Source organism: Stutzerimonas stutzeri (genome assembly GCF_038561965.1).
GTDB lineage: Bacteria > Pseudomonadota > Gammaproteobacteria > Pseudomonadales > Pseudomonadaceae > Stutzerimonas > Stutzerimonas stutzeri_AA.
The window spans coordinates 2141035-2166863 of the sequence record NZ_CP139348.1 but is presented as its reverse complement, the minus strand read 5'-3'; the positions used below and the strand labels follow the sequence as shown (position 1 = coordinate 2166863).

Annotated in this window: 12 protein-coding genes and 3 pseudogenes; 13 read left to right on the top strand and 2 right to left on the bottom strand. The window is 64.0% G+C overall.

Annotated elements, in window-relative coordinates:
* From SM130_RS09980 to SM130_RS09970, 3 genes and pseudogenes are all read left to right on the top strand, one after another.
* A complete protein-coding gene (locus tag SM130_RS09980; RefSeq protein WP_342369143.1) occupies positions 1-405 on the top strand; it encodes a hypothetical protein in 405 nt (134 codons plus the stop codon).
* Positions 323-1285 (top strand): bifunctional GNAT family N-acetyltransferase/nucleoside diphosphate kinase regulator, encoded by a 963-nt coding sequence (locus SM130_RS09975; protein ID WP_256045096.1) that lies wholly within the window; start codon positions 323-325, stop codon positions 1283-1285. Before SM130_RS09980 ends, SM130_RS09975 begins: the two co-directional genes overlap by 83 nt.
* Positions 1286-1366: 81 nt before the next feature.
* Positions 1367-1744, top strand: a pseudogene (locus tag SM130_RS09970) (helix-turn-helix transcriptional regulator); the annotation flags it as partial.
* A gap of 436 nt (positions 1745-2180) precedes the next feature.
* Here the strand turns inward: SM130_RS09970 and ssuC are convergent.
* Both ssuC and SM130_RS09955 read right to left on the bottom strand, forming a co-directional pair.
* Positions 2181-2524 (bottom strand): annotated as a pseudogene (gene ssuC / locus SM130_RS09960) (aliphatic sulfonate ABC transporter permease SsuC); the annotation flags it as partial.
* Positions 2525-2695: 171 nt separating this feature from the next.
* A pseudogene (locus SM130_RS09955) lies at positions 2696-3265 on the bottom strand (LLM class flavin-dependent oxidoreductase); the annotation flags it as partial.
* 1109 nt (positions 3266-4374) lie between these two features.
* Between SM130_RS09955 and SM130_RS09950 the strand changes: the two are divergent.
* The 10 genes from SM130_RS09950 (at position 4375) to SM130_RS09905 (ending at position 25314) form a co-directional block, all read left to right on the top strand.
* Entirely contained in the window at positions 4375-4779 is a 405-nt protein-coding gene (locus SM130_RS09950) for a hypothetical protein (protein WP_256045097.1), read from the top strand.
* Between the two features lie 114 nt (positions 4780-4893).
* Positions 4894-11544: an SDR family NAD(P)-dependent oxidoreductase gene (locus tag SM130_RS09945; RefSeq protein WP_342369138.1), complete on the top strand. Its 6651-nt coding sequence runs from the start codon at positions 4894-4896 to the stop codon at positions 11542-11544.
* Positions 11545-11588: 44 nt separating this feature from the next.
* A complete protein-coding gene (locus SM130_RS09940; RefSeq protein WP_256045100.1) occupies positions 11589-12905 on the top strand; it encodes a flavin-containing monooxygenase in 1317 nt (438 codons plus the stop codon).
* 26 nt (positions 12906-12931) lie between these two features.
* Complete coding sequence (locus SM130_RS09935) at positions 12932-16459, top strand: alpha/beta fold hydrolase (protein ID WP_256045101.1); 3528 nt, start codon at positions 12932-12934, stop codon at positions 16457-16459.
* Positions 16456-17886: a flavin-containing monooxygenase gene (locus tag SM130_RS09930; protein ID WP_256045102.1), complete on the top strand. Its 1431-nt coding sequence runs from the start codon at positions 16456-16458 to the stop codon at positions 17884-17886. The genes SM130_RS09935 and SM130_RS09930 overlap by 4 nt, the downstream gene beginning before the upstream one ends.
* Positions 17874-20663 carry a beta-ketoacyl synthase N-terminal-like domain-containing protein gene (locus tag SM130_RS09925; RefSeq protein WP_256045103.1) on the top strand — a complete coding sequence of 930 codons (2790 nt, stop codon included), beginning with the start codon at positions 17874-17876 and terminating at the stop codon, positions 20661-20663. The genes SM130_RS09930 and SM130_RS09925 overlap by 13 nt, the downstream gene beginning before the upstream one ends.
* Positions 20660-22555 carry an acyltransferase domain-containing protein gene (locus tag SM130_RS09920; protein WP_256045104.1) on the top strand — a complete coding sequence of 632 codons (1896 nt, stop codon included), beginning with the start codon at positions 20660-20662 and terminating at the stop codon, positions 22553-22555. The genes SM130_RS09925 and SM130_RS09920 overlap by 4 nt, the downstream gene beginning before the upstream one ends.
* Complete coding sequence (locus SM130_RS09915) at positions 22552-22824, top strand: acyl carrier protein (RefSeq protein ID WP_256045105.1); 273 nt, start codon at positions 22552-22554, stop codon at positions 22822-22824. Before SM130_RS09920 ends, SM130_RS09915 begins: the two co-directional genes overlap by 4 nt.
* Positions 22817-24577 carry a fatty acyl-AMP ligase gene (locus tag SM130_RS09910; RefSeq protein ID WP_256045106.1) on the top strand — a complete coding sequence of 587 codons (1761 nt, stop codon included), beginning with the start codon at positions 22817-22819 and terminating at the stop codon, positions 24575-24577. The genes SM130_RS09915 and SM130_RS09910 overlap by 8 nt, the downstream gene beginning before the upstream one ends.
* Positions 24574-25314: a thioesterase II family protein gene (locus tag SM130_RS09905; RefSeq protein WP_256045107.1), complete on the top strand. Its 741-nt coding sequence runs from the start codon at positions 24574-24576 to the stop codon at positions 25312-25314. Before SM130_RS09910 ends, SM130_RS09905 begins: the two co-directional genes overlap by 4 nt.
* Positions 25315-25829: the final 515 nt, after the last annotated feature.

Genomic DNA, 25829 nt, shown 5'->3' with positions numbered 1-25829 from the left:
ATGGGTCTGCTGTTGACGGCCGTGACAGCCTATAACCGGCTATTAGCAGATGGCCGCAACAGGCGCTACCGGCCAAAAGCGGGCATTGCAGCCCGCATGGCAACTTCAGCGACAGTTCCTGCCAGCATCTCTTTCGAGTCGACCTGCAGCGCCTCTAACCCCCTCAAAGCCAAGGTGCCTATGAGTTTGTTGCGAGGCCGTTACGTGCAGGCGCTCGTTCCCCGTGCGCACTACCCCGCCGTCGTCAGCGTGCCGCAACAAGGCACCTGTTCGGCATTTCCCGCGTTATGTCTTAAGATGGCCGGCTGCCGAAAGAACCGTCATGGCTATAGCCATGGAGGGCTTTCATTCTTTACAGACTCGTGTGGTGAAGATGAAAAAGCCTTTCGTTTCGCTGTGCCCTGAGATCACTCGGGAACACGCGCTGATGCTGATGGACTGGTTGGATGATGAGCGTGTCACCTGCTACCTGAGCGACTCGCGTCATACTTCCCGCTTCATCGAGCAAGCCATCAATCGTACTCAATTACCGATCCTGACCCAGCTGTTCAACCGGGGCGGCCGTTTCTTCATGGCCTATAACCGGCATGACGCTCCGGTGGGCTTTGTCCGTCTCATCAAGACCGGCGCAAAGTGTGAAATAGTCTTGGTCATCGGAGACAGCGACAAGTGGGGCCGGAACCTCGGCGCCAGTACGATCCGCGAAGGTATGAAACTGGCTTTTCTCGACATGCGCGCCGAAAAGCTCATCGCCAAGATCCACTCGGACAATGTGCGCTCGGTAAAAGCCTTTCTGCGCAGCGGATTTCTGCTTGAGAGCGAAGCGCCTGCATTGAAATCATTCTCTATGACCTTCGGGCGCTATCTCCATTTCCTGCGCGACGGCGACGTTGGCGACTCCACTAGGATCTACATCACTGAAATCGACAAAGCCAGGCTCGAGAGTCTGATTGCGATGGAGCAAGGCCCGGTCGTTGTTGAAATCGAACACGAGCTTGAACGAGCGATTATCGTCAAGCCGCAGCAGGTGGCGCGTAATGTTGTCACGATGAACTCTAAAGCCTTGCTGCAGGTGGACGAAGAAGAGATCGAAGTGGCCTTGGTCTACCCGGAAGACGCAGACATCCGCGCGGGAAGGCACTCCGTGTGCTCCGACATCGGCGCTGCCATCCTGGGCTATCAGGAAGGGGACGTCATCGACTGGCGAATTTCTGATCGGGCCTGCCGGATTGCAATCAGGAAAGTGCTTTACCAGCCGGAGGCGGTGGGCCATTTCCACCTTTGATTGCGCTTCTAGCCGTTAACAGTCTGGTACCAGAGTTGGCGCGGACTGCTGGCTGGCTAGAAAGCAGTGAATACGCAAGCTGATTCCCTGCGCCAGCTCAGCCTGGCGGGCCGCGATGAACCTGACGTCGTCGATGATGCACGCGCACATATCCGCCAGCGCCTGGTGCTGGGCGAGCCGGGGTTGGAGGATATCGCCGAGCAGATCGGCATGACCATCTGGTTGCTACAGCGGCGCTTGCGCGATCAGGGGCTGACCTTCTCTGCGCTGGTGGACAAACAGCGCCAGGAAATGGCGACCCACTATATGCGACAGCAACAGCTGCGCATATCGGAACTAGCCCCGTTGCTGGGCTATTCGGAAACCAGTGCCTTTTCCCGTGCGTTCCGCCGATGGTTCGGCGTAAGCCCCCGCCAGTGGCGCCAGCACAGCGACCTGGTCAATACCAGGCAGCACTAGCTAACGCGGTTCTGCCCTGAGTATCAGTACCCATCGTTCGATGTCGGCTGCCCGGGTACCAATCGCATTCAATTAATCGGAGACGGAGTCTTTTACGTCTCACCGAAGCGCCGCCCGGACGAACACACTCGCGCCGAGAGGCCCGTCGCGTCCGAACTGACGCTACCACTCCAGATCACCTCCTGCGCCCTAGCGATTAGCAGCTCGTTGGGGTCGGTGATGAATGCGATGCGCGACGAAGATCACCGCAACGCTCTATGCAGTTCGCTACATTGGCCAACGTTGATCCAACTGATCGATATCTGGACGAAACCGAGAAGGGCTCTCATGTCAGGCAAACCCGCCGCTTGCCTGAGCGACCCAGCCTCCTGCCCGATTCCCAGACATGGCACACCCGCCATCACGTCCGGCGCCCCGGATGTGCTATTCAATAATCGACGAGAAAGATCTTCGCGCCCTCGTCGATGCCAAACCAGAGGATGACCAGCGGGATCAGCGCCAGGTGCGGCACATTACGGATCATCTGCACCGAGCTGTCGAGCAGTCGTTCGCCCCAGGTCGACAATCCGGTGATGAAGCCCAGCAGCAGGCCGATCCCACCGCCAATGGCGAAGCCGATGCCCGCGCGCCAGCCGCTATGGCCAGATGTGTCCAGAGCTCGCCACTGTCGAGCAAGTCCCAGCCGGCCGCAAGCACGGCGCTCGGCGCCGGAAGGACGCGGGTGGACAACAGCCCGAAGACCACCGCGCCCTGCCAGGCCGCCAGCACCGCAACCGGCAAGGCTCACGGCGCCAGGCGTTGGCCAAGAGAATTGAAGGTCATGGTTATGCTCCGCATGTTCGAGTTTCGATTACGTAAGGTCGGTCGCCTTCAGCAACGGCTCGATGTTTCACCGGGCCGCCGACAACAGGCGGGGCATTCACCCCGCGGGCTTTCGCCCACCCTGCGTACTCAGCTTGCCGCAGCCGCCTTCGGCAGGATGTCGCTGGAGATCATTTCACCGAACGGGCTCACGTAGCCGCGGCTCGCCGGACGTTCGGGCTGGGCGATGTCCAAGTGCGGGAACAGCAACTCGGCAACGCGATAGCTCTCCTCCAGATGCGGGTAGCCGGAAAAGATGAAGGTGTCGATGCCAAGGTCCGCGTATTCCTTGACCCTTGCCGCTACGGTCGGGCCATCGCCGACCAAGGCAGTGCCAGCGCCACCACGCACCAGTCCGACGCCTGCCCAGAGATTGGGTGCAACCGCCAGCTTGTCCTTGCGGCCGCCATGCAGCGCGCTCATCCGTTGCTGCCCCACCGAGTCGAAGCGCGCGAGGGAGGCCTGGGCGCGCGAGATGGTGTCATCGTCCAGGTGGCTGATCAGCCGATTGGCGGCAGCCCATGCCTCCTCATTGATCTCACGCACGATGACATGCAAACGAATGCCGAAGCGCACCGTGCGACCATGCCGGGCCGCCTTCTCGCGCACCTGGGCGATCTTTTCCGCGACGACGTCCAGCGGCCCGCCCCAGGTCAGGCCAGAAGGAAGCGATTGGGCAGCCTTGGAACCCAGCGCTCCGGCACACGTGTTCCAAACTACAGAAACGACCTGAAGCGGGAAATCCTCCCTTCGCGTCATTAAGGCAACGCACATGCCAAGCGAGCCTGACGACTTCACCGTTTACCGCTCATGCCCCCAAAACAGCCCTCAGACCGCTGTTCTGCAGTTCTGCAGTTCTGCTGTTCTGCTGTCCTGCTGTCCTGCAGTGCCTTCTGAATCGCCGCTCCGCATACAGATGGTGATCGCACGTCCTGGGTGCGCCCTTTGCCCTGTCGCCAAGACGCGACAGATGTCGCAGCCGTCAACTCGGGCTGGCCTGGGATTCCACGCCGGGGTGCGCAATTCCGGCATCAGCGGTACGACGGCAAGCACGGTTTTTATGAGTGCACCCATACTTATGCGGTGTATCTACAAGCTGAGTGACTTGCGGTAACCCAAACGCTTCCCCAAAGCGGTTCTTGTGATTTGGCCGAGCATCCCGGGTCGTCGTGAGCGACTTTGCGCAAGGAATGTCCGCCCCGCGAGCGCAGATTGGACCTCCTGCGGTAAGCAATCGAGATCAATCATCCCGTTGTCAGCCAGGGCGACCGCACAGCGCAGCGGGTTGTTCAGCTGGCGCGCGTTACCAGGCCACCCATAACCGGACAGGTGCTGTATTGCATCGGTGGTCAGGTCGACATGCTCGTCCACGGAATCACGTTGCAGAAAGCGACGAATAAGCCCTGCGCGATCCGTGCTGGCCGCGCAAGGCGGGCGGGCGCACCGTTAAGCCATTGAATCAATAGTGCAGGTCCTCGTGAAACTCTCCCACATAACGATTGCTGGCGCCGTCGGTTAAGTTGGCTATCTCCTGTTCGTTCATGCAATGGACTCACAAACAATATTTCGTATATCCACCACTGCATTACGCATAAACTTTACGGAACTTCAGTAGTAGTAATTACTACCCCTCTCCTTTCTTTGGTCTTGATGGCACTTTGTTTGCTTGACAAGTATGCACGCCCGCAGCAATTCTTATGTTCAGCAAAGAGACCCATAACAAAAACTTTAAATTGCGCCTATTGGCGCCATAAGTAAGGAGCTGCCCAATGCTCGGTTATTATGCGCAATACAGCAAAGAATACATAACAACCTTGATGCTGTTGACCACGCTTTTCTTTGCATTGCCCATCTTTATCGCCCCACTTGCTTGGGCTAGAGCAATGCGCTGGGCAATCCCCGAGCAGCAACACCTAACCATCTACTTTGGCCGGTGTCTTGGCGCCTTTATTTTGGTGATCGAAGCAACAATGTTGCGTTCCGCAACTACGGGCACAAGCTTCAGTTATTCCTTCGATGTACTTTTCGTAGTGTTTTCCCTGATGTTTGCAATCCATGCCTATGGAGCTGTAAAGCGTATTCAGCCTATTACTGAAACGCTTGAGATTGGTTTGTGGATGATCCTGTTTATCTTAAACATCCTATTCTATCCCGCCCCCAGTATCACTCTTTAATGCACGTTTGTAGATCCAAAATAAATTACCCTGCTTGTTGTTGCCTGTAGTCAAGCGTGAACAACTTCTTTAACGATCGGCATCGATAGTTGTGTTTGCCTATAGGAGTTAACAATGCCTAATTTAGTAGATGCATCGAAACGCGCTGCGCTTATGGACCTAGTCCGCCGCCTCTTTCACGAGGCCACCGACGTAGCCCTGCAGGAGCTGCACGACGACGCGACGTTTTATGAGATTGGGCTCAATTCACTGGCAATAATTCAGTTCAACCAGCTGATCCAGCCGATTTTTCCCAACCTGAGTAAAACCCTGCTTTTCGATTGCCGTGGTATCCGCGAGGTGGCCGACCACCTGCTGCGCGAACATCCAGCGAGCAGTGCGAAGTACCTGCACGAGCAACTGCCCGCACCGACCGCGGTACCTCGCGCGAATGACGGCTGGCCAGTGCTGGCGCCTCTCGCCACTGAGCCTCGGAGCGAGGCCTGTGCGGATATCGCGATCGTCGGCCTGCATGGCCGTTTTCCCGATGCGGACAACCTCGATCAGCTCTGGCAGAACCTGCTCGATGGCCTCGATTCGATCAGTGAGATTCCCGCTGAGCGCTGGTCGCTGGAGGGCTTTTTCGAAGCGGGTAGCGACGCCCGCGGCACGGGCCTGAGCTACGCCAAATGGGGCGGTTTCCTCAAGGACATCGAGCAGTTCGACGCGCAGTTCTTTGCGATTCCGCCCCGCGAAGCGGCCTGTCTCGATCCCCAGGAGCGGCTGTTTCTGCAATGCGCCTGGCATGCCCTGGAAGACAGCGGCCACCTGGGCGAGCGCAGCCGGTTGCTGCGCCATGCCAATGGCTCGCTGGATATCGGTGTGTTTGTCGGTATCACCAGCAATACCTACCCGTTACTCGGGCCGGCGCTCTGGCAGGCCGGGCAGACCTCGATTCCCAGTGGTCTGCCCTGGTCGGTAGCCAATCGGGTGTCCTTTGCTCTGGATCTGTGCGGGCCGAGCCTGGCCATCGACACTGCCTGCTCGTCATCGCTGACCGCCGTGCATATGGCCATGGCCAGTCTGCGCAAGGGCGAATGCCGCGCCGCCCTGGTCGGCGGGGTCAATCTCTACAGTCACCCGGCCAAGTACGTGCAGTTGTGCCAACAACATATGCTCTCGCCCACCGGGCGGTGCCATGCCTTCGGCAGCGCCGCAGACGGCTTCGTCCCCGGTGAAGGGGTCGCGGCCCTGCTGCTCAAGCCACTCGCTCAGGCGCTGCGCGATGGCGACCGGGTGCTGGCGGTGCTCAAGGGCAGCGCCATCAACCATGGTGGGCGCACCAATGGCTACACGGTGCCCAGCGCCAGTTCCCAGGCCGCGCTGATTGAACAGGCGCTGGCCGATGCCCAGGTGTCGGCCAGCAGCATCAGCTATATCGAGGCCCATGGCACCGGTACCCGCCTGGGCGACCCGATCGAGCTGCAAGGCCTCAAGCAGGCCTTGGCCAGCGACAGTGCCGAGACCTGCCATATCGGTTCGATCAAGAGCAATTTTGGCCATCTGGAAGCGGCGGCCGGGATGGCCAGTCTGAGCAAGGTCGTGTTGCAATTGCAGCACCGGCGCCTGGCGCCGTCGCTCCATGCCCGCACGCTGAACCCGGATGCCGGACTGGAGCGCAGCCATCTGCGTATTGTCCAGGAAGCCTGCGACTGGCCGGCCGGCGCCCTGCGGCGGGCCGGAATCAGCTCCTTCGGCGCCGGTGGCGCCAATGCCCATGTCATCCTCGAACAGGCCCCCGACGCTCAGGTTCGCACTAGCAGCGCGGGAGTTCCGGTGTTCGTCTTGTCGGCGCGTAGCGAAGTCCAGCTGCGGGAGCAGGCCGGCGCCCTGCTGGACTGGTTGCAGCGCCATGCCGATGCATCCGCCAGCCAGCTGGCCTATACCCTGCAATGTTGCCGTCCGGCGTTCGACTATCGTTTCGCCCTGGTCGCCGATAACCTGCAGCAATTGCGCGAAGGCATGAGCCGTTTTATCCAGGGCGCCGCCGTCGGTTATCAGGGTCGCCTGCTGGCGGGCACGGGCGCTGCGCCGACCGCCAAACCGGCCGGTACCGACCCGCAACACCTCGCGCAAGCCTGGGTCGCCGGCCAGCTCGGCAACTGGAGCCGCTTCTGGGATCAGGAACCCGGTCCGCTCGCCGCGCCGCTCTACCCCTTTGCCAGGGATCGCCACCAACTGCCACGGCTCGACAGAGCCGCAGCCGCCGAGCGCAGCGTTGTGTTGCTCGATCCGCGGCGCTTTTTCCTGCGTGATCATCTTATCCAGGGCCAACCGGTGTTGCCCGCCGCGGCCTTTATCGACTTCTGCTACAACGAGGCTCGCCGTCACGGCCTCAGCCTGCCGCTGGAATTGCACAAGTTGACCTGGGCCAGTCCGATCCGTTTCCAGACGGAGCAGCCGCGCACTCTGGAGTGTCGTAGCGAACGACATGAGGGAGCCCTGCGCATCACCTTCCATCCCCTGCCGAACAGCCATACCAGCCCGAGCTTTCGTGGTGAGTGCCGCGCTCTGTCGCGCGAGCCCGCGCGCCAGCCGAACCTGCAGCAACTGCGTGACGAATGCCGCGATGCGTTGTCTCTGGAGCAGCTGTATCCGACCCTCGAACGCCTAGGCATCGCCTACGGACCGAGCTTCCGTTGCCTGACCGGCGCTTGGCTCGGCGCCGAACAGGCGCTGACTGAAGTGCGTTGGCGCCCGCAGCAGCGCACGGATGAGCCGCTCAGCACGCTTGACCCGGCCCTGCTCGATGCCGTGCTGCAAAGCGCCTTTGTCACCGCCGCGCGGGGTGGTTCGCAGATCGACGCGACATTCGTGCCCTATGCGTGCCAGTCGCTGCAGTGCTACGGCGCGCTAACCGAGCGGCTGTTTGTTCATGTGTGCCCGCGCCCGACGCCGGGTAGCCAGACGCGCCTATATGACTTCCGGGTGTTCGCTGACTCCGGGGCACTGCTGCTGGTGATCGAAGCCTTCGCGTTCCGCCAGTATCGGGTCGCGCCGGCCAACCCTGTGCATTTGCTCGAACCCTGCTGGCTCCCGGCCCCGGCAGCGGAGCGGGACAGCGCAAGCGTGCCGACCACCCTGCTGTTCGGTACCGCCGCGCACAGCCAGCTGCCCGCCTGGCTGCTGGAGCATAGCTGGCGGCTGATCGCTGCCGAACACTTTCAGTACCAGGCGCCATGCACCGTCGAGGCCGATTTGAGCGACCCACGGCAGATCGAACTGCTGCTGCGCCTGCTGGCATCCCGGGGGCTGACGCCCGAACGTCTGCTGCTGGATCTGCGTGCGCCTTCGCCAGCCGCGGATGCGCTGGGCGAAGGCCTTGATGCGCTGCTCGACGCGGCGGATTTGCTGCGTCAACTCTGCCTAAGCCAGTCCACACCGCGGTTGCATATTCAGGTGCTGCTGCAATCCGGCCCGACCAGCGCTATCGACGGGCTGTTGCGTTCGGTGGTCCAGGAACTGCCCAGCCTGAGTGCCAGCGTGATTGAAATCAGCGCCAGCCCGACTGTTGCCGAGCAGGCCGCACTCGACGGCGAACTGCGGGCCGTGGTCCGGCCCGGGGTCAGACGGGTACGTCTGGCCGACGGTCAGCGCCAGCTCGCCGCGTTGCGGTTTGTCGAGCCACAGGCCGGCAGCGTCTCGAGCGATCTGGCGCGTGGCGATACGGTGCTGATCAGCGGCGGCCTTGGCGCGGTGGGTCGGGCCTTGAGCAGCGCCATGGCGAAAATCGATGGGCTGAAGCTGGCGATTATCGGCCGCCGTGCCGCTGACACTGAGAGCGAACGATGGCTGCAGCAATTGCGGCAGTTGGGTGCGGCCGACGCCGGTTACTGGCAGGCCGATTGCGCCAACAGCGAGTCGCTGCACGGCGCCCTGGCCGCCATCCGCCAGCGATTCGGCGCCTGCCACGGCGTGATCCATTGCGCCGGGGTATTGCAGGACGGCTTCTTCCTGCGCCAGCCCGCGGCCGAACGCATCAAGGTTCTGCAAGGCAAGACCCTGGCCGCCCAACATCTTGACCGGTCCACTGCCAGCGATCCGCTGAAACTCTTTATGGTCTGTTCATCCCTGGCCGGGGTCTATGGCAATGTCGGGCAGAGCACCTACGCCCTGGCCAATGCCTGGCTCGACCGCTTTATCGAGGCACGGTTGCAGCGCTGCAACGAGGGCCAGCGCCAAGGCCGCTCGCTGTCAATCGCTTGGCCGCTCTGGCAGACCGAACACGGCATGCAGGCCCCAGAACCGGTGCGCCAGTGGCTCGCCCAGCATGGCCTGGCGCTGATGTCTGGCGAACAGGGCATGGAGGTATTCCTGCGCTGCCTGACGTTGTCCCAGCCGGTACTGATTCCCGTGTGCGGCCAGCGCGAGGCGGTGGCCCGGCTGTTCGCGATCAAAGCAGCTGAGCCTGCTCCGACAACCCCGTCACTTGGTACGTCCAGCGTCACAGCCAGCAGCCCATCGCTGCTCGACTATCTGGTCCGGCAGCTGGCCGAGGTCACCGCCACGGCCCTGGACAAGGTTGATCCTGATATCGCCCTGGAGGTCTTCGGCCTCGATTCGATCCTTGTCATGGAGCTCAATGGGCGCCTCGAACAGCATTTTGCGAACCTGTCGAAAACCGTGCTGTTCGAGGTCCGCAGCCTGCGTGAACTGGCGGCGCTGCTCGGTCAAGAACATCCCGACGAGGTCGCTCGGCTGGTCCCTGTGCCGCTGCCGGCGGCACCGGAACCCATGGCCGTGCCCGAGGAGGTTGAGGCATTGCCGTCCTCCAGCGAGGCACGGTGCGAGGACATCGCGATTATCGGCCTGGCCGGGCGCTATCCCGGCGCCCGCGATGCACAGGCGCTCTGGCAGCATCTTGCCGCCGGCGACGATCTGGTCAGCGAAATCAGCGGCCGCTGGGAACCCGCCGATAGCGAAGATCCGGTTTATGCCCGCTGGGGAGGGCTGCTGGATGACTTCGACTGCTTCGACCCGCTGTTCTTCGGCATCTCGCCCCGCGACGCGGAACGCATGGATCCGCAGGAGCGGCTGTTTCTGCAAACCGCCTGGCATGCCGTGGAAGACGCCGGCTACACCCCGCAGACCCTCTGCGGCCCGCGTCAATCGGGGGTGCCACGGCGGCGGGTGGCGGTAATCGCCGGGGTGATGTATGGCGAATACCAGTTCTACGGCGCCAGCAGTTGGCCGCGCAAACCGCAGACCCTGACCAACTCCTCTTATGCCTCGATCGCCAACCGGGTGTCCTTCTGTCTCGACCTGGAAGGACCGTCGTTCGCCATCGACAGCATGTGCTCGTCGTCACTGACCAGCCTGCACCTAGCGTGTGAGCTGATCCGCGGCGGCAGTTGCGAATTGGCCCTGGCCGGTGGCGTTAATCTGTCCCTGCACCCGTACAAGTATCGCACCCTGTGCGAGCTCAATTTCGCCTCGACCCAGGGCCAATGCCGCAGTTTCGGCGCTGATGGCGACGGCTATGTGCCCGGCGAAGGCGTCGGCGTGGTTCTGCTCAAGCCGCTGGCCCAGGCCCTGCGCGACGGCGACCATATCCACGGGGTGATCCGTGGCAGCGACCTCAACCATGGCGGGCGGACCTCCGGCTACACCGTGCCCAACGCCGAGGCTCAGGCCCAAGTAATCGGCCGGGCGCTGGAGCGCTCAGGCCTGCCGGCTGCGCGGCTGGGCTATATCGAAGCCCACGGCACCGGCACCAGCCTCGGCGATCCCATCGAGATCCGTGGGCTGAGTAAGGCCATCGCCGCCCAGGTGCCGGCCGGCTGGCAGTGCCCCATCGGCTCGATTAAGGCCAACCTCGGCCACCTCGAATCCGCGGCAGGCATGGCCGCGCTGACCAAGGTGCTGTTGCAATTCAAGCATCAGCAACTGGCGCCATCGATTCATGCCCAGCCACCGAATCCAAATATTGATTTCAGCAAGACGCCGTTTGTGGTTCAGCAGCGTCTGGCCGCCTGGCCCACACCGGTCGATGGCTTGCCACGGCTGGCGGCGATCAGCTCGTTCGGTGCCGGAGGCGCCAATGCGCACCTGTTGGTTGAAGATGCCGCGGCCCGGCCACTGGCCGCCGCCAGCGGGGTCCAGGTATTTGTCTTCAGTGCCCGCGGTGCTGGCCAGTTGCGCGGCTACCTGCAGCGCTTCGTCGAGCATCTGGAACGTGAGCGCGCACTGGCCTCGGAACCGTTCGCCGAGCGTCTTGGTCGCGAAGGTTTCACCACCCGCGATGTGGCCCGCACCCTGAGCGAAGGCCGCCAGCGGTTCGACGAAGTGCGCCTGGCGGTGGTCGCCGCGAACTTCGACGAGCTGCGTCAACTGCTCGGTCAATGGCTGCTTGAGCCACCGGGCACAGATGGCCGGGCATTGCTGGCCGGCGCGACTGCCAGCGTCGCTTGCCGCGAACAGGCCCAGGCCTGGCTCGACGCCCGCACAGGCGAGGCCCTGCCGGCGGGCGGCGAGCCATGGCGCAAGGTGCCGCTGCCCGGCTACGAATTTCTCCGGCGCCGCTACTGGGTCAGCGCCCCGCCGCCTGTGCCGGACGCACCCGCTGCCATCGTGCGCGACAAGGACATTGGGACGCAGCTGTCTCCGCGCCGGACAGGTGAGGTCGTCGCACCGCCCGCGCAGACGCCGCAGGACATTCTCGACCGCCTGGCCCGCCAGGAAATCAGCCAGGAGCAGGCTCGCGAGCTGCTCCGGGCCATGCTCTGAACGCGACCAGCCGCCCTATTTCAATCTTTCAAGGGAGTGACGCAATGCAGCAGCCGACAATCGCCATTATCGGGGCCGGGGCCAGTGGCCTGGGTGTGGCCAAGGCCCTCAAGGCAGCCGGGGTGGCGTTCGAGCTCATCGAGGCCACTGCCCGCTTCGGCGGCAATTGGCAGCCCGACGGCCCGGCCTCGAAGATGTATGCATCGGTGCACCTGATCAGCTCTCGGCGCAACACCCAGTTCGCCGATTTTCCCATGCCCGAGGACTATCCCGACTACCCCCGGCATAACCAGGTCTTCGCTTACCTGACGCAACTGGCCGAGCACTATCAGCTGGCGCAACACACCCGCTTCAACACCCGCGTCAGCCAGATGGCCAGGGACGCCCAGGGCTGGCAGCTGACCTTCGACGATGGCCGCCAGGCCCGCTATGAGCTAGTGGTGGTATGCAACGGCCTGCTTGGCACGCCGGCGATTCCCCATTACCCCGGCAACTTCAGTGGTTCAACCCTACACGCCTGCGACTATCGTTCCTCGGAGCAGCTGCGTGGCAAGCGGGTGCTGGTGGTCGGCGGCGGCAACTCCGGTTGCGACATCGCCGTGGATGCCGCGCAGACCGCGCAACGCGCGCTGCATTCGACCCGCCGCGGCTATCACTATATGCCCAAGTTCATCGACGGCCAGCCGACCCAGGAATGGCTGATGGACCAGGCGCCCAAATTCGCCGACGAAGACGAGTATTGGGCCCATGTCGAGCGCAGCTTCAAGTTCGCGGGCTTCGATGGCCGCGACTTCGGCCTGCCGGCGCCCGACCATGGGATCCGCGAGTGCCATCCGATTCTCAACTCGCAGATTCTCTACTACATCGGTCACGGCGACGTGCTGCCCAAGCCCGACATCAGCCATTTCGACGGCCAGCAGGTGCACTTTGCCGACGGCAGTGTGGAGAGCGTCGACCTGATTGTCTGGGCCACCGGCTATGGCATCGACCTGCCGTTCCTGCCGCTTGAGACCTACAACTGGAAGCGCGATTTCGACGCGCAGTTCCTGCGCATGCTGCCGGCCGCCTACGACGACCTGGTGTTCGTCGGCTACCTCAACACGCCTTCCGGCATCGGCAACCTGGCCAATATGACCGGCCGCTTCGTCGCCGCCTATATCCAGGCCCGTGCCGCGCGCAGCCCGGCCTGGCACAGCCTGATGCAGATGAAGCTGCAGCCGGAGCTGCTTGATCTGGGCCAGCAGCGCTTCATGCAGACCCAGCGGCATGCCCATGAAGTCGATCTGTGGAAATTCATCAAGGCCATGAACTTTCTGACCGCGCGCCTGCAGCCGGCGCAACCCCTGGCGCACAGCGCCTGACCATCGACTTCACGCGAGGCATGACCATGAATCAATCCACTCGCCTGCCCTTTGCCGGCGACGCGGGCGCCAGCGCGCTGAGCGCCAGTCAGGCCCTGCAATTGCTGGACAGCCTGAACTCGCCTGCGCCGGCGCTGGAGCCGCGTCTGCTTGCCGATCTGCGCCAGTTGCTGCTGGACGTGCTGAAGATCGACCCCGAGGACTTCTCGCCGACACGCGCGCTGATGGACTACGGGCTCGACTCCATCGCCTCTACCGAGATCGGCACGCTGTTCAGCAAACGCTTCGGCATCAGCGTTCCGCCTACGGTATTTTTCGAGTTCCAGGACCTGCAGAGCTTTTGCGGCTATCTGCTGGCCAATCACAAGACGCCGTTGCTGGCGCACTATGGCGACAGCGAACCCGCTCCGGCTGCGGTGGTCACGCCGCCCACGCCGCTTGCCATCGTCGCGCCCACGCTGCCCACGTCCACGTCCACGCCTACGCCGAAAGCGCCCAGCTCCGGCACCGCCCTGAGCATCGAAGCCCTGTGGCAGCGCCATGAACACGCGGCGCCCAGGCCAGTGCCCGCCACGCCGGATATCGGCGTCGAGGAACCTCCCCAGGCCCTGCTCGACGAGCAGCTGGCGATCTGCCGCCTGGCCAGCCGGATACAGATCCAGCGCCCTGATCGTTCGCGCCTGGAGTGCGCCACCTATGGCAGCGGCACGCCCGTGCTGTTGCTGGGCGGGCTGGTGATGCAGTACGACGTGATGTGGCGCCTGCAAATGCAGGCCCTGGGCCAGGAGCATCGGCTGATCATGTTCCACCTGCCCGGTTGCGGTGAGGCCGAACTGCCGCAAACCTTCGATATCGGGCATCTGGTGGCCGATACCGCCGCGCTGCTCGACGAGTTGGGCATCCGCCAGGCGCTGCCGGTGATCGGCTATTCCTTTGGCGGCGTGCTGGCGCAGGCCTTTGCCCTGGCGCACCCAGAGCGCTGCGCGGGGCTGTGCCTCAGCGTCAGCTCGCCATTCAGCGAAGGGGCCTCGAACTTCCCGGTGTTGATGGGCGAGCTGCAGAAAAGCCCGCGTTTCATGACCCTCAATCGCGGCTGGAACATGGCAGCCCTGCCGGCCTACCAGCAGGTCATCGGCGACTTCGACCTGCGCCCGCTCCTGGCCCGCGTGCAGTGCCCCTGCCGGATCATCTGCGGCAGTGAGGACGCCTATCAGCCGCCGGCCTATTCGGCGCTGATCGCTGCGGCGGTGCCCCACGCCGAATTGATCGAAGTGGCGGGTGCCGGGCATCTGCTCGGCTTCACTCACCACCAGCGCTATAACGAATTGCTGCTGGAATTTCTGCAGAGTCTGCCAAGCCCCGACAGTCCGCCTCGCGCGCGTCCGCGAGTGTTCCAGCCGGCCACCGCACAGACGCTGGAAACCCTCGAAGACTATGTTCGCCAGGGCGAGCAGGGCCACTGCGCCATCCTGTCCGCCCCGGCGGCGCAAACCGCACTGCTGCTCAACCATGTGAGCCGGCGCGGCAAGCACGAGCCGGGGGAGTACCGCAGTTACTTCATGACTTCCCTGGAGGAATCCCTCGACGCGGCGCTGCGCCTGGCCCGCCATCATGCGCGCAATCGCACGCCCGGTGGCGAGGGCAGGCTGCTGCTGATCGACGCCAGCGGTTACTGGGCGCGTTATTTCGACCCCTTGCAATGCAAGGACGCCAGCGCCTTGGTGCCCGGCGTACAGGTGGTCGCCAGCCTGGCCGAGGCCCGTGCGTATCTGGCCGGCAGTGGTCCCGAGCAACTGGCGGCGGTGGCCTGTATCGAGGCCCGTGATGCCACGCCCGCAGCCTTCGATGCCTGCATCAGCGGACTGGCCGGCAGCGGCATTCTCAGCATTGTCGTCGAGCATTGTCGGCAACCCGGGGCTTGGCCCTTGCTGGAGCTTCGCGAAAGCCCCGACCTGATCGTCTTCGGTGAAGGCCTGGGCGGTTTCCAAACGCCGCTGGGCGCCTGCCTGGTGCATGGTCGGGTGAAGAATCCCTGGCTGATGACCCCCAATGAAAGCTATGTGCGCCATGTGATGAGCAATTTCGGCCTGCCCTTCAGGCTGGCCGTCGAGCACCTGATGGAGCATTTCGCCGCAGGCCTTGGCACCGATGAGCAGCGTCAGTTGCGACGCATCGCCGCCAGCAGCGAGGCGACCTATCAGGCGCATCTGCGCTACGGCAACAGCGGCTACGCGAAGATCGCCCGCATGCATGGCTTTCACGGGCGCTTCCACGAAGCCCGCGGTGTGCGTTCGCGGCTGGTGGAGGATGGCCAGCCCTCGCGGGAAATCATCGACTGCTTCGTCAATGTCGGCACCTGCCCGCGCGGCCTGAACCCTGCGGATGTGATCGAACAGGTCGCTCTCCAGCATGACGCCAGCCGCGACTACTGGAGCGAACTGCAAAATCTGCTGGCGGGAACGACCGGCCTGCCGCTGGCGCTGCCGGCGTCGAGCAATGTCACCGCCGTGGAGGCGGCACTGACCCTTGGCCTGCTGGCCGCCCGCGGTGAGCGTCGCAAGTTGCTGTGCTTCAGCGGTGGACTGGGTTTTTCCATGCTCAGTGCGGCAGCCTCGCGCAACGAGGAGTTCGACATCTTCCGCCAGCCCTTCGAGCCGCTGCACGCCCACACGGTGTTTGTCGACCCGACGGCCAGCGATGCCGAGGCGCAGTTACAGGCGCATCTGCTTGGCGGCGAGATCGCCATGGTCTGGTTCGAGACGATCCAGGTCGATGCCAACGCCTCGCGGCCGATTCCGCCTGAGCTGATCGCCCTGATCGAACGCCATCGCGAGGCGGGCGGCTATCTGGTGGGCATTGATGAAACCCAGACCAATCTGGTCAGCGGCAGGTTTTTGCATAGCCAGGCGCAGGTGCCAAGGCCGGATATCATCGCCCTCGGCAGCGCGCTGTGCGACAGCCTGCTGCCCATGGGCGTGGTGCTCCACCACGATGCCCTGGCGCAACGGGCGGCGCAGCGCCAGCCCGAGCGCCTGGGCGATCTGCAGGAACGCGGCATTGCCCAGTTGAGCGCGCATATCGCCCTCAACTGCCTGCAGGCCCTGGAACGCGATGCCGCGCTGGAACAGGTGCGCAGCCAGGGTGGCTATTTCAAGCAGCGCCTGCAGGAAGTACAGCGCGACTTCCCGCTGATCCGAGAAGTGCGCGGCGAGGGCCTGTTGCTGACTGTCGAACTGGATCTGGCCGGCACCCCGACGTTTGTCGAGCGCAGCTTCGGCTACCTGCTCTGGGGCAGCCTGCTGCGCGATCCCGAAGGCGGCGTCGCCGCCGCGGTCTGCCCGATCTACAACAACTGCCTGCGCTACCTGCCGCCGCTGAACATCGACCGCGAGGCCATCGATCTGATCATCGCCAACCTGCGCCGGGCTCTGGCCCGTGGCATCGACGGCGTTCTGCAGGACTGCGCCGAGCACAACCTGCGTCTGGGCGATACCCGCACCGCCGACTTTCTGGCCAGCCTGACCCAGGCTAAAAAAAAAGGACTGAACCTGTGACCGAGCACACTCGCCTCAACCCGTCGCACCTCGCCGAACCGGGCGTGGCCAGCATTCGTCCGCTGCAGGGCCGTGGCCCGATGGTCTGCATCATCGGCGCCGGCGTCGGTGGCCTGTGCATGGCCCGTGCGTTGAAGCGCAAGGGCATCGAGTTTGATTGCTTCGACAAGCGTGACCGCATCGGCGGGATCTGGGCCTTCGACGATACGGGCCAGCACACTTCGGTATGGCACAGCATGAACATGAACACGCCCAAGGGCCTGTATCAGTTCAGCGACTTCCCGATGCCGCAGCACTATCCGGACTTTCCCTCGCACCGCCAGGTGCACGCTTACCTGGAAAGCTTTGTCGAGCACTTCGAGCTGCGCGACTCGATCCATCTGGACTGCCCGGTGCGGCACACCGAACGGCTTCCGGACGGCGTCTGGCGGGTCACCCTGGCTTCCGGCGAAGTCCGCCATTACGACGCCCTGGTGGTCGCCAACGGCCATCACAACACCCCGAACCTGCCGGACTACGCCGCCACGGCCGGGATCGACAGCATTCACTCCCAGCAGTACCGCTACCGCCATTCCTATCAGGACAAGCGGGTGATGGTGGTCGGTGTCGGCAACAGCGGCGCGCAGATCGCGGTGGATGTCAGCCATGACGCACGCATGACCTATCTTTCCCTGCGCCGCGGAGTATATGTGCTGCCGCATTACCTGTTCGGGTTTCGCATCGACAAGGTCATGGGGCATCTGAACGACTGGTGGGTGAGGAAGATCCTGCCCTATCCGCTGAGCGGGCTGATGTTCACGGGCCTGTACAAGCTGCTGATTGCCAAGCGCAAGCAACTGGGCATGCCCAAGCCCGACCACCTGATGATGTCGAGCCTGCCGACCCTGTCGGAAAATTTCGGCAACCGGGTCGGCGATGGCAAGCTCAAGGTGGTGCCGCAGGTACAGCGTATCGAGGGCAATACCGTGCACTTTGTCGACGGCAGTCGGCTGGAGGTGGATGCGGTGATCTACGCCACCGGCTACCACACCGACTTTCCGTTTCTGCCGCCGGACCTGTTGCAGGTAAAAGAAAACCGCATTCCGTTGTTCCAGCGGATTTTCCTTCCCGATGTACCGAACCTGGCCTTTATTGGCCTATTCCAGGCGGTGACCTGGGGCTTTCTCGACATGATGGAGCGCCAGGCCGAGCTGGCCGCCGACTACTTTGCTGGCGACTACCAGCGTCCCTCGGCCGCCCGCGAGCGCGCGCATATCGCAGCAGAGCGCAAGGTCATTGAGCGCGAGTTTCTGGCCACCCCGCGCAACAACTACGAAATGCACGGCCCAACCTACATGCACTACCTAGCTAAGGAACTGCGCCAGGGTCGCCAGCGCGCCCGGGCACAGACGGATGGTCCACTGGAGCGCAGCGCATGCCAACTCTGAATGCCGAACCGCTGGCAGTGGTCGGCATGTCCGGACGCTTTCCCGGCGCTGCCGATCTGCATGCATTCTGGTGCCTGCTGCGCGACGGTCGCGATGCGGTCGGCCAGGTGCCTGCCGAGCGCTGGAACTGGCGCGACTACGACAGCGAGCTGAACGCCGGCGAAGACACCAGCTACTGCCAGCGCGGCGGGTTCATCGAGAATGTCGACTGCTTCGACGGGCGCTTCTTCGGCATCCTGCCCCGCGAAGCACAGAGCATGGACCCGCAGCAACGGCTGTTTCTGCAAGCCGCCTGGGCCGCCTTGGAAGACGCCGGCTATGACCCCACGCAATTGACCGAACGTCGGGTCGGGGTTTTTGTCGGAGTCGGTCATGCCGATTACCCGACGCTGCTGCGGCGCGATGCGGTGCCCATCGATCCCTGGCGTGGCACTGGCATTGCCCTGACAGCCATAGCCAACCGGGTATCGTACTGCCTTGACCTGCACGGTCCCAGCGAGAGCATCGACACCGCATGCTCAAGTTCGCTGGTGGCCGTGCACCGTGCCAGCCAAGCTTTGCAAGCCGACGAGTGTGACCTTGCAATAGCCGGTGGAGTCAATCTGCTTCTCGGTCCGGAGCTGTTTATCGCCTTCGCCAAGGCAGGCATGCTCAGTCATGCCGGGCACTGTCAGACCTTCGCCGCCAGCGCCGATGGGTATGTGCGCGGCGAAGGCGTCGCCGCCCTGGTGCTCGCGCCGCTGGAAGTGGCCCGCGCCAATGGTGATTTCATTTATGGCCAGGTCTGCGCCAGTGCGCAGAACCACGGCGGGCGCGCCCACAGCTTTACCGCACCCAACCCCAAAGCACAGAGCGAAGTGATCGAACGTGCCTGGCAGCACTCCGGCTATTCGCCGCGCCAGGCGTGCCTGATTGAAACCCATGGCACCGGCACCCCCCTGGGTGATCCGGTTGAAATCAATGCCTTGAAAAAGGCGCTGCCCGTGGGCAGCGGCGCGCCCATCGCCCTGGGCGCGCTGAAAAGCCAGATTGGCCATCTGGAGGCCGCCGCCGGGATTGCCTCGGTGATCAAGAGCCTGCTGTGTCTGCAACACCGGCAACGGGTCGGCAATCTGCACCATGCCAGCCTCAACCCGCAGATCAACCTGGAGGGCAGCCCCTTCTATCTGCCCACCGGCAGCGCACCGCTGACGGTCAGTCCCGGAGAACCGCTGCTGGCCGGCGTCAGCGCCTTCGGCTTTGGCGGGGTCAATGCCCATGTGGTGCTGCAGGCCGCCGATACGGCGCCGGAAACCGCGCCTGCGCCTGTCCGGCAGCCTTATTTGATTCTGCTTTCGGCCAGGGATGAAGGCGGCCTGCGCGCCCGCGCCCGGCAATTGCTCGAAGCCTTTGGCGAACCGGCACCGAGCCGCGCGGCGCCCTTGCGTCAGGCGCTGCTGGAGCGATTGCGCGATCTGCTCGGCCTGGACGCCGAGCCCACCCGACTGGCCGACCTGAACGTCGATGCCGATTATTTTGTCGGTTGCCTGGAGCAGGCCCTGGCGGCCGAGCATCTGGACGCGCCGATCGACGCCTGGCGGGGCGCGCTCAGCCTGGAAGAAGTGGTCGAGCGGCTGGTCGCCGCAGCGCGGCTGGACGCGCCGGCCGAACCACGCCTGGAGAGTTTCGGCGCCCTGCCGGCCAGCCAACTGGCCGCTGCCAGCCTCGCCGCCATTGCCCGCAGCCTGCTGGAAGGGCGCGCCGCCATGGCCCAGCGACTGGCCTTTGTGGCAGACAGTCGCGAAAAGTTGTTCGACGGCCTGCGCGACTATCTTGACCCGTGCCTCGACAGTACCCAGTCGCTGTTCTGCAGCGGCGCCGGGCAAGCCGTCGCCGCGCCGGCCAGCAACCCGCAGCGGGCCGACGCCGAACACCTGGCGCAGTGGGCCGTGCACTGGGCCGGCAGCAAGGTTCCCAGCCCGAGCTGGTCGAGTCTGTATGGCGACGAACCGCGCCCTGGCAAGATTCCGCTGCCGGCCTATCCATGGCGCCTGGAGCGCGTCTGGTATACCCCGGCGGCTGGCGTGGCGGCCGCCAGCCGCGCCGCGCCTGCGCCAGCCCAGGCCTGGCTGGCGTGCTGGGAACCCGGCGCGGCCTTGCCCGGCTCGCCCATGGCGCTGGCCGGGTTGATTGGTCAGGCGTTGCGTCAACAGCCGAACGCCGTACTGAGCTGGCTGGATATGCGCTTCGGCCCGCCGCAGACGCTGACAACCGGCGAAGCCATGCGGTTTACCCAGGCCGGCCGGCACTGGCAGGCCAGCCTGGGCGAGCAGGTGCTGCTGCAGATTGAAAGTGCCGCGCTCAGCCAGTCGCCGCAGGCCCTGCAAGCCGAGATCGGCGCAATCACGCTGTCGGCCAAGGCGTTTTATACCGGCCTGGCCGATCAGGGCCTGCGCTACAGCGTGAGCGGGCGCGGCCTGCAAGGGGTGCGCAGCACCCCGGACGGCCTGCACGCCAGCCTGGCTCTGGCGTGCCAGGGCGTTGAGGATCTGCCGTTCTGGGCCGCGCTGTTGAGCAGCTTCAGCGCCGCCCAGGCGCTGCTCGATCCGGCGACCGGCACCAGTCTGCCCTGGCGCATTCGCCAGCTTCTCCTCGATCCCGCAGCGCTACCGGGCGCGCGGCATCTGGACATGGTTCGCCAGGGCGCGCTGTTCGCTGTCAGCCTGTGCAATGCCGATGGCCGCTGTGCACTGCGCCTCGACGGCCTGGAAATGCGCGGCATCCGGGTGAGCGCATGAAGGCCTGGTTGTTTCAGGGCCAGGGCAGCCAGCGCAAGGGCATGGGCGCGGCGTTGTTTGCGCGCTTTCCCGAACAGGTCGCCGAGGCCGACAGGATCCTTGGCTATTCCATTGAACGTTTGTGCCTGGAGGATCCGGAGCAGCAGTTGAACCTGACCCTCTACACCCAGCCGGCGATCTACGTGGTGTCCTGGCTAGGCTATCTGGCCGCGCGCGAAAACGGCGAAGCGGCGAGCATGGCGGCCGGTCACAGTGTCGGCGAGTATGCCGCGCTGACCGCTGCCGGTGTACTGGACTTCGCTCTGGGCCTGCGCATCGTAATCGAGCGGGCGCGGTTGATGGCGCAGGTCGAGGGTGGTGGGCTGATGGCGGTACTCGGCCGTGACCATGACCAAGTCCGGCAACTGCTTGATGAGTTGCCGGACCTGGGTCTGGCTATCGCCAATATCAACAGCCCGCGACAGATCATTGTCGGCGGCAGCCATCTGGCCCTCGAGCGGCTGCTGGCGCATTGCGCCAGTCAAGGCATTCGCGCCCTGACGCTCAAGGTCAGCGGGCCTTTCCATACGTCTCATATGCAGGCTGCAGAGACACCGTTCCGGGCCTTTCTCCAGGAACTGAGCGGCCAGTTTCGCGCGCCGGCCTTCCCGGTAATCGCCAATCTCGACGCCCGTCCTCATCGCCGCGAGCAACTGGTCGAGGCGCTATCCAGGCACCTGACCCATCCGGTGCAATGGCAGCAGGTCCTGGAGCGATTGCTGGCCGAGGGCGTCGAGGACTTCGTCGAAGTCGGTCAGCCGGCGATTCTCGGCGACATGCTCAAGGATATTCGCGAGCATGCTCCGCCGGCCATACCGAAGCAGCCCCAGGGCGGCGCGCGATCGCTACTGGTCGCTGCCCTGCTCCCCGAGCACGGCGGCGAAGCGCTGCTCGCCGAACTGGCACGTCACGGCGCCATAGGTCTGCTCGACAGCCGAGGGCTGGACGACGAACAGCTGCGTAGCACCCTTGAGCGCCTGAAACACAACCCCGTACTAAGCGGTCGTTTTGGCGTCAGCCTGAGCGGCGCCGCGCGGCTGGCGTGGGTCGCCGAGCTTGGCGTGCGCTGCATCGAGTTTGCCGCCAGCAGCCTGGCGGCGGATCAATGGTCGGCCCTGCGCAAGCGCTGGCCGACGGTGCACTGGCTGGCCCGGCTCGATCATGACGCCGCGCTCGACGCAAGTCTGGCCGGCGCCAATGCCCTGGTGATCGCCGCGGACCGGCAACTGCCCCTGCTGCTAGAAGCGCTGGCCCGCCGCGAGCAACTGCCACAGACACAGCGCCCATTGATTGGCGCCAGCGGTCTGATCGGGACCCCCGCCAGCGCCCGGGCCATGTTCGATCTGGGCGTTGATTTCGTCATGCCCGGCGCCGTGTTTCTACTCAGCGCCGAGGCCGCGGTGCCTGTCGGACGCCAGCGACAGCTCGCGGGGCTGGGGCGGCTCGACCACGGCCTGCTAACAGACTGGCGTTTTCCGGAGCTGGCCAGTCGCTCTCCCGGCTACGTCCTCGACCGCGCCGTGAGTGAGCAGAGCGAGGCCTTGCAGACCTTTTACCTGAGTGCCGGCGGCAATGACTGGCCCGGCCTGCAAGCCATCGTAGCATCATTTTCCGCACCGCTGATCAGCGCCACGGCGCCCGCCGATGGTGAGGTCCGACGCGAGCTGCACGTGCGTCTCCAGGGTGCATTGCTTGACGCGCAAATGCCGGGCGACGCCTCGCTATGGCTGTTTAATCAGTGGCGCCAGCTGCACGCGCCGACCCTGCCCATTCCATTACCCGCGGCGCAGTTGCTCGAATTGCTCTGCCCCACGTCCGCTACGCCAGAAGCCCCCACAAGGAAAAGCTCATGACCCTGGTCGAGACTCTACAAACGCACATCAGCGACTTCATCTGCAAAGAGGCAGATCTGCCGGTCGAGGACATCGATCTGCAAGCCCCCCTTGGCGCCTTGGGTGTCGGTTCGCTGACCGGCACTCGACTGATCGGCAACCTGGAAGAGCAGTTCGGGCTGCGGCTGTCACCGACGCTGATTTTCGAATACCCGAGCATCGCCGAGCTGGCCACCGCCATAGCCGAAATCGCTGCCCAAGCCGCCTGCGAGAAGCCTGCCAATGTTTAACAAGACCTGCCTGAGCACCCAGGAACTGGCCTCCGCCACCGGTTCGCTGGCCATCCACGACAGCCTCGCCCTACGCGCCTGGGCCCACCCGGATAAGGTGCTGTTCACGCTGCTCGACGACAACGGCGGCGAACAGGAGCGATTGACCTACCGGCAGCTGCTTGGCCGGGCCAGCGCTATTGCCCGTCAGCTGCAGACCCTGAGTCAGCCGGGCGAGCGCGTTGCGCTGTTCTTCCCGCAGGGCTTGGAATTCATCGCCAGCTTTCTCGCCTGCCTGATGTGCAAGCGAATTGCCGTGCCAATCAATTTGCCGACGCGGCGGCGCATCGAGCGCTGCCTGACGATTCTCGACGACAGTGGCAGTCGCCTGTTGCTGGTCGCCGGAAGCGAGCAGGCGATGCTGCGGCAGGCCTTTGCCGACAGCCCGGCGGCAAGTCTTCCGATGGCCTGCCCCACCACGGCGTGCGATGATGATCCGCATTGCTCGCCAACCTTGGAAAGTGACCCACAGCGCCTCGCTTTCCTGCAGTACACTTCGGGCTCCACTTCAGCCCCCAAGGGGGTGATGGTCAGCCACGCCAATATCACCGCCAACCTGCGGATGATGCGCGACTCCTGGGCTTTGGATCACACCTGCGATTTCGTCACCTGGCAGCCCCACCATCACGATATGGGGCTGATCCTCGGCCAGTTGCTGCCTATCGTGCTGGGTAACCACACGGTGGTCATGGCGCCTTCGACCTTTGTCCGGCAGCCGCTGATCTGGCTGCAAGCCATCGCCCGTTACAAGGCGCGACTGGCCGGTGGGCCGAACTTTGCCTACAACCTCGCCGCCGAGCGTTACGATGCCGAGCGCCTTGAGGGCCTCGACCTGTCGAGCTGGTCCCACGCGCTCAACGGCGCGGACGTGGTGCGTCCGACCAGCCTTGCGCGCTTTGCCCGGCGCTACGCCGACCATGGCTTTCGAGCGACGGCCTTTCTGCCCTGCTATGGCCTGGCGGAAGCCACGCTGTTCGTCTCCGGCGGGCCTCATGGCCGGCCTGTGCACTCACTGCTGGCCGACCCCCTGACGCTGGCCATGGAGCAGCGGGTGGTACCGCCCCGCGATCCTTCGGCAGTAAAGGAACTGGTCGGTTGCGGCGAACCTTCCTGGGAAGCGCAGGTGGCGATTATCGACCCCGCGAGCGAGCAGCGCTGCGAGTCGGGGTGCATTGGCGAGATATGGTTGCGGGGGCCGGCCGTCGCCCAGGGTTACTGGCAGAACCCAGCCGCCACCGAAGCCGGCTTTGGCGCGCAACTCGCCGACGGCAGTGCGCAGACCTACCTGCGCACCGGCGACCTGGGCTTTGTCGAGCCGCAGAGCCAGCAGCTGTACATTTGCGGCCGGCTCAAGGATCTGATCATCTGCGAGGGACGCAATCTGCACCCGGAGGACATCGAGCACACTGTGATCGAGGCGCTGAGCGACTTGCGGGCGCAAAGCTGCGCAGTGTTCAGCCATGACGACGACCAGCAGCGCCAGACCATCGTCGCAGCCATCGAACTGAATCGTGAACTCAAGCGCCGCCTGCAGGACAATTGCCGCCAGCTCAAGGCCGTGGTGCGTAGCGCGGTGGTGGACAGTCATGGCATCACCCTCAACCGCATCGTCTTCGTGCAGCCGACCAGCATTCACAAGACGACCAGCGGCAAAATCCAGCGCGCGAAGATGCGCCAGCTCTATCTCGCCGAGGAACTGGACATGCTGCAATGAAACCCGGTGCCCCTTCAGCCCTGGTGCAGTGGCTGGCCGATGCGGCGGCACCAGTGAGCCTGGTCTGTTTCCATTGCGCCGGCGGCAGCGCGCAGAGTTTTTTCCCGTGGAAAAAGGCCGCCCAAGGCCTTTGCGAGCTGTATGCCGTCGAACTGCCCGGCCGCAGCCGGCGCTTGCGCGAGCCGTTCGCCGAGTCGCTGGCGCAACTGGCCGAGGCCTTCGCCGAGCAGTGTCGCGCCCTGCCGAACAAACCGCTTATCCTCTTCGGTCATAGCCTGGGCGCACTGCTCGCATATGAAACCGCTCGTGTGTTGCTGGCCAAAGGCGAAAGGCCACCCGTGCAGCTGCTGGTGTCCTCGCGCCAGAGCCCGGACTGGCTGCCGGCCTGCGCGGGTCTGCCGGCGCTAAACGATCAGGCTCTGCGCGATTACCTAGGCAACCTCGCCGGCACCCCGCCAGAGGTGCTGCAGAGCAAGGCGATGATGGATCTCGCGGTGCCGGTGCTGCAGGCCGACCTGAAGCTGATCCTCAATTACCAGCATCGACATCTCCAGCCCCTGAGTATCCCGGTGCTGGTCTTCGGCGCGATCAGCGACCAACAGGTGCGCTATGAGTCGCTGCTGAGTTGGGAGCGGATCAGCGGCGAGGGGTTCAGCCTGCGGATGATCGAGGGAGGGCACTTTGCGGTAATGCAGCAACCGCAGTGGGTGCTTGACCAGGTGCAAACCGAGTTATAGCCCTCCCAGCCAGCTCCCATACGCAGGCACATCTCTGTTTGCGCCTCGCTCTTCGCCCTCTCGCGTTGGACATAAGAACTCGCCCATGCGCGGGGGCAAAAGATATCCCAGGTCCTTGACGTGTCGTGAATCGCGATCCGATTTGCCGTCGAGGCTTTTTGCCGTGTCTCGAGCGAGTAGAAGCGCAGCCGGGGCTAAACTCATTCGCCTCGCCAGACGGGCCCCCGCTTGCACTTCATGAACTTGCAAACCTGACATGCAAGGGTGCACGCCTGCGTTTTACCCACCAATGGCATGCCCTTATCAATACCAATCCGAAGGTACTGGCGTGCGCGTGCTCGTAGCTGATAAGAACGTCCATCCCAACAAGCCGTAAAAACGGTCAAACTGCGTTTTTGGGCAATTTAATCGCCGCGATGCTCTAGCAGGGGCAGCACAATTGGGAGCACTCGAGGACTTCGATCCCGAACCTTCGCCCGGCTGGACAAAGTGACACAAGCCGATGCTAGCCCCAC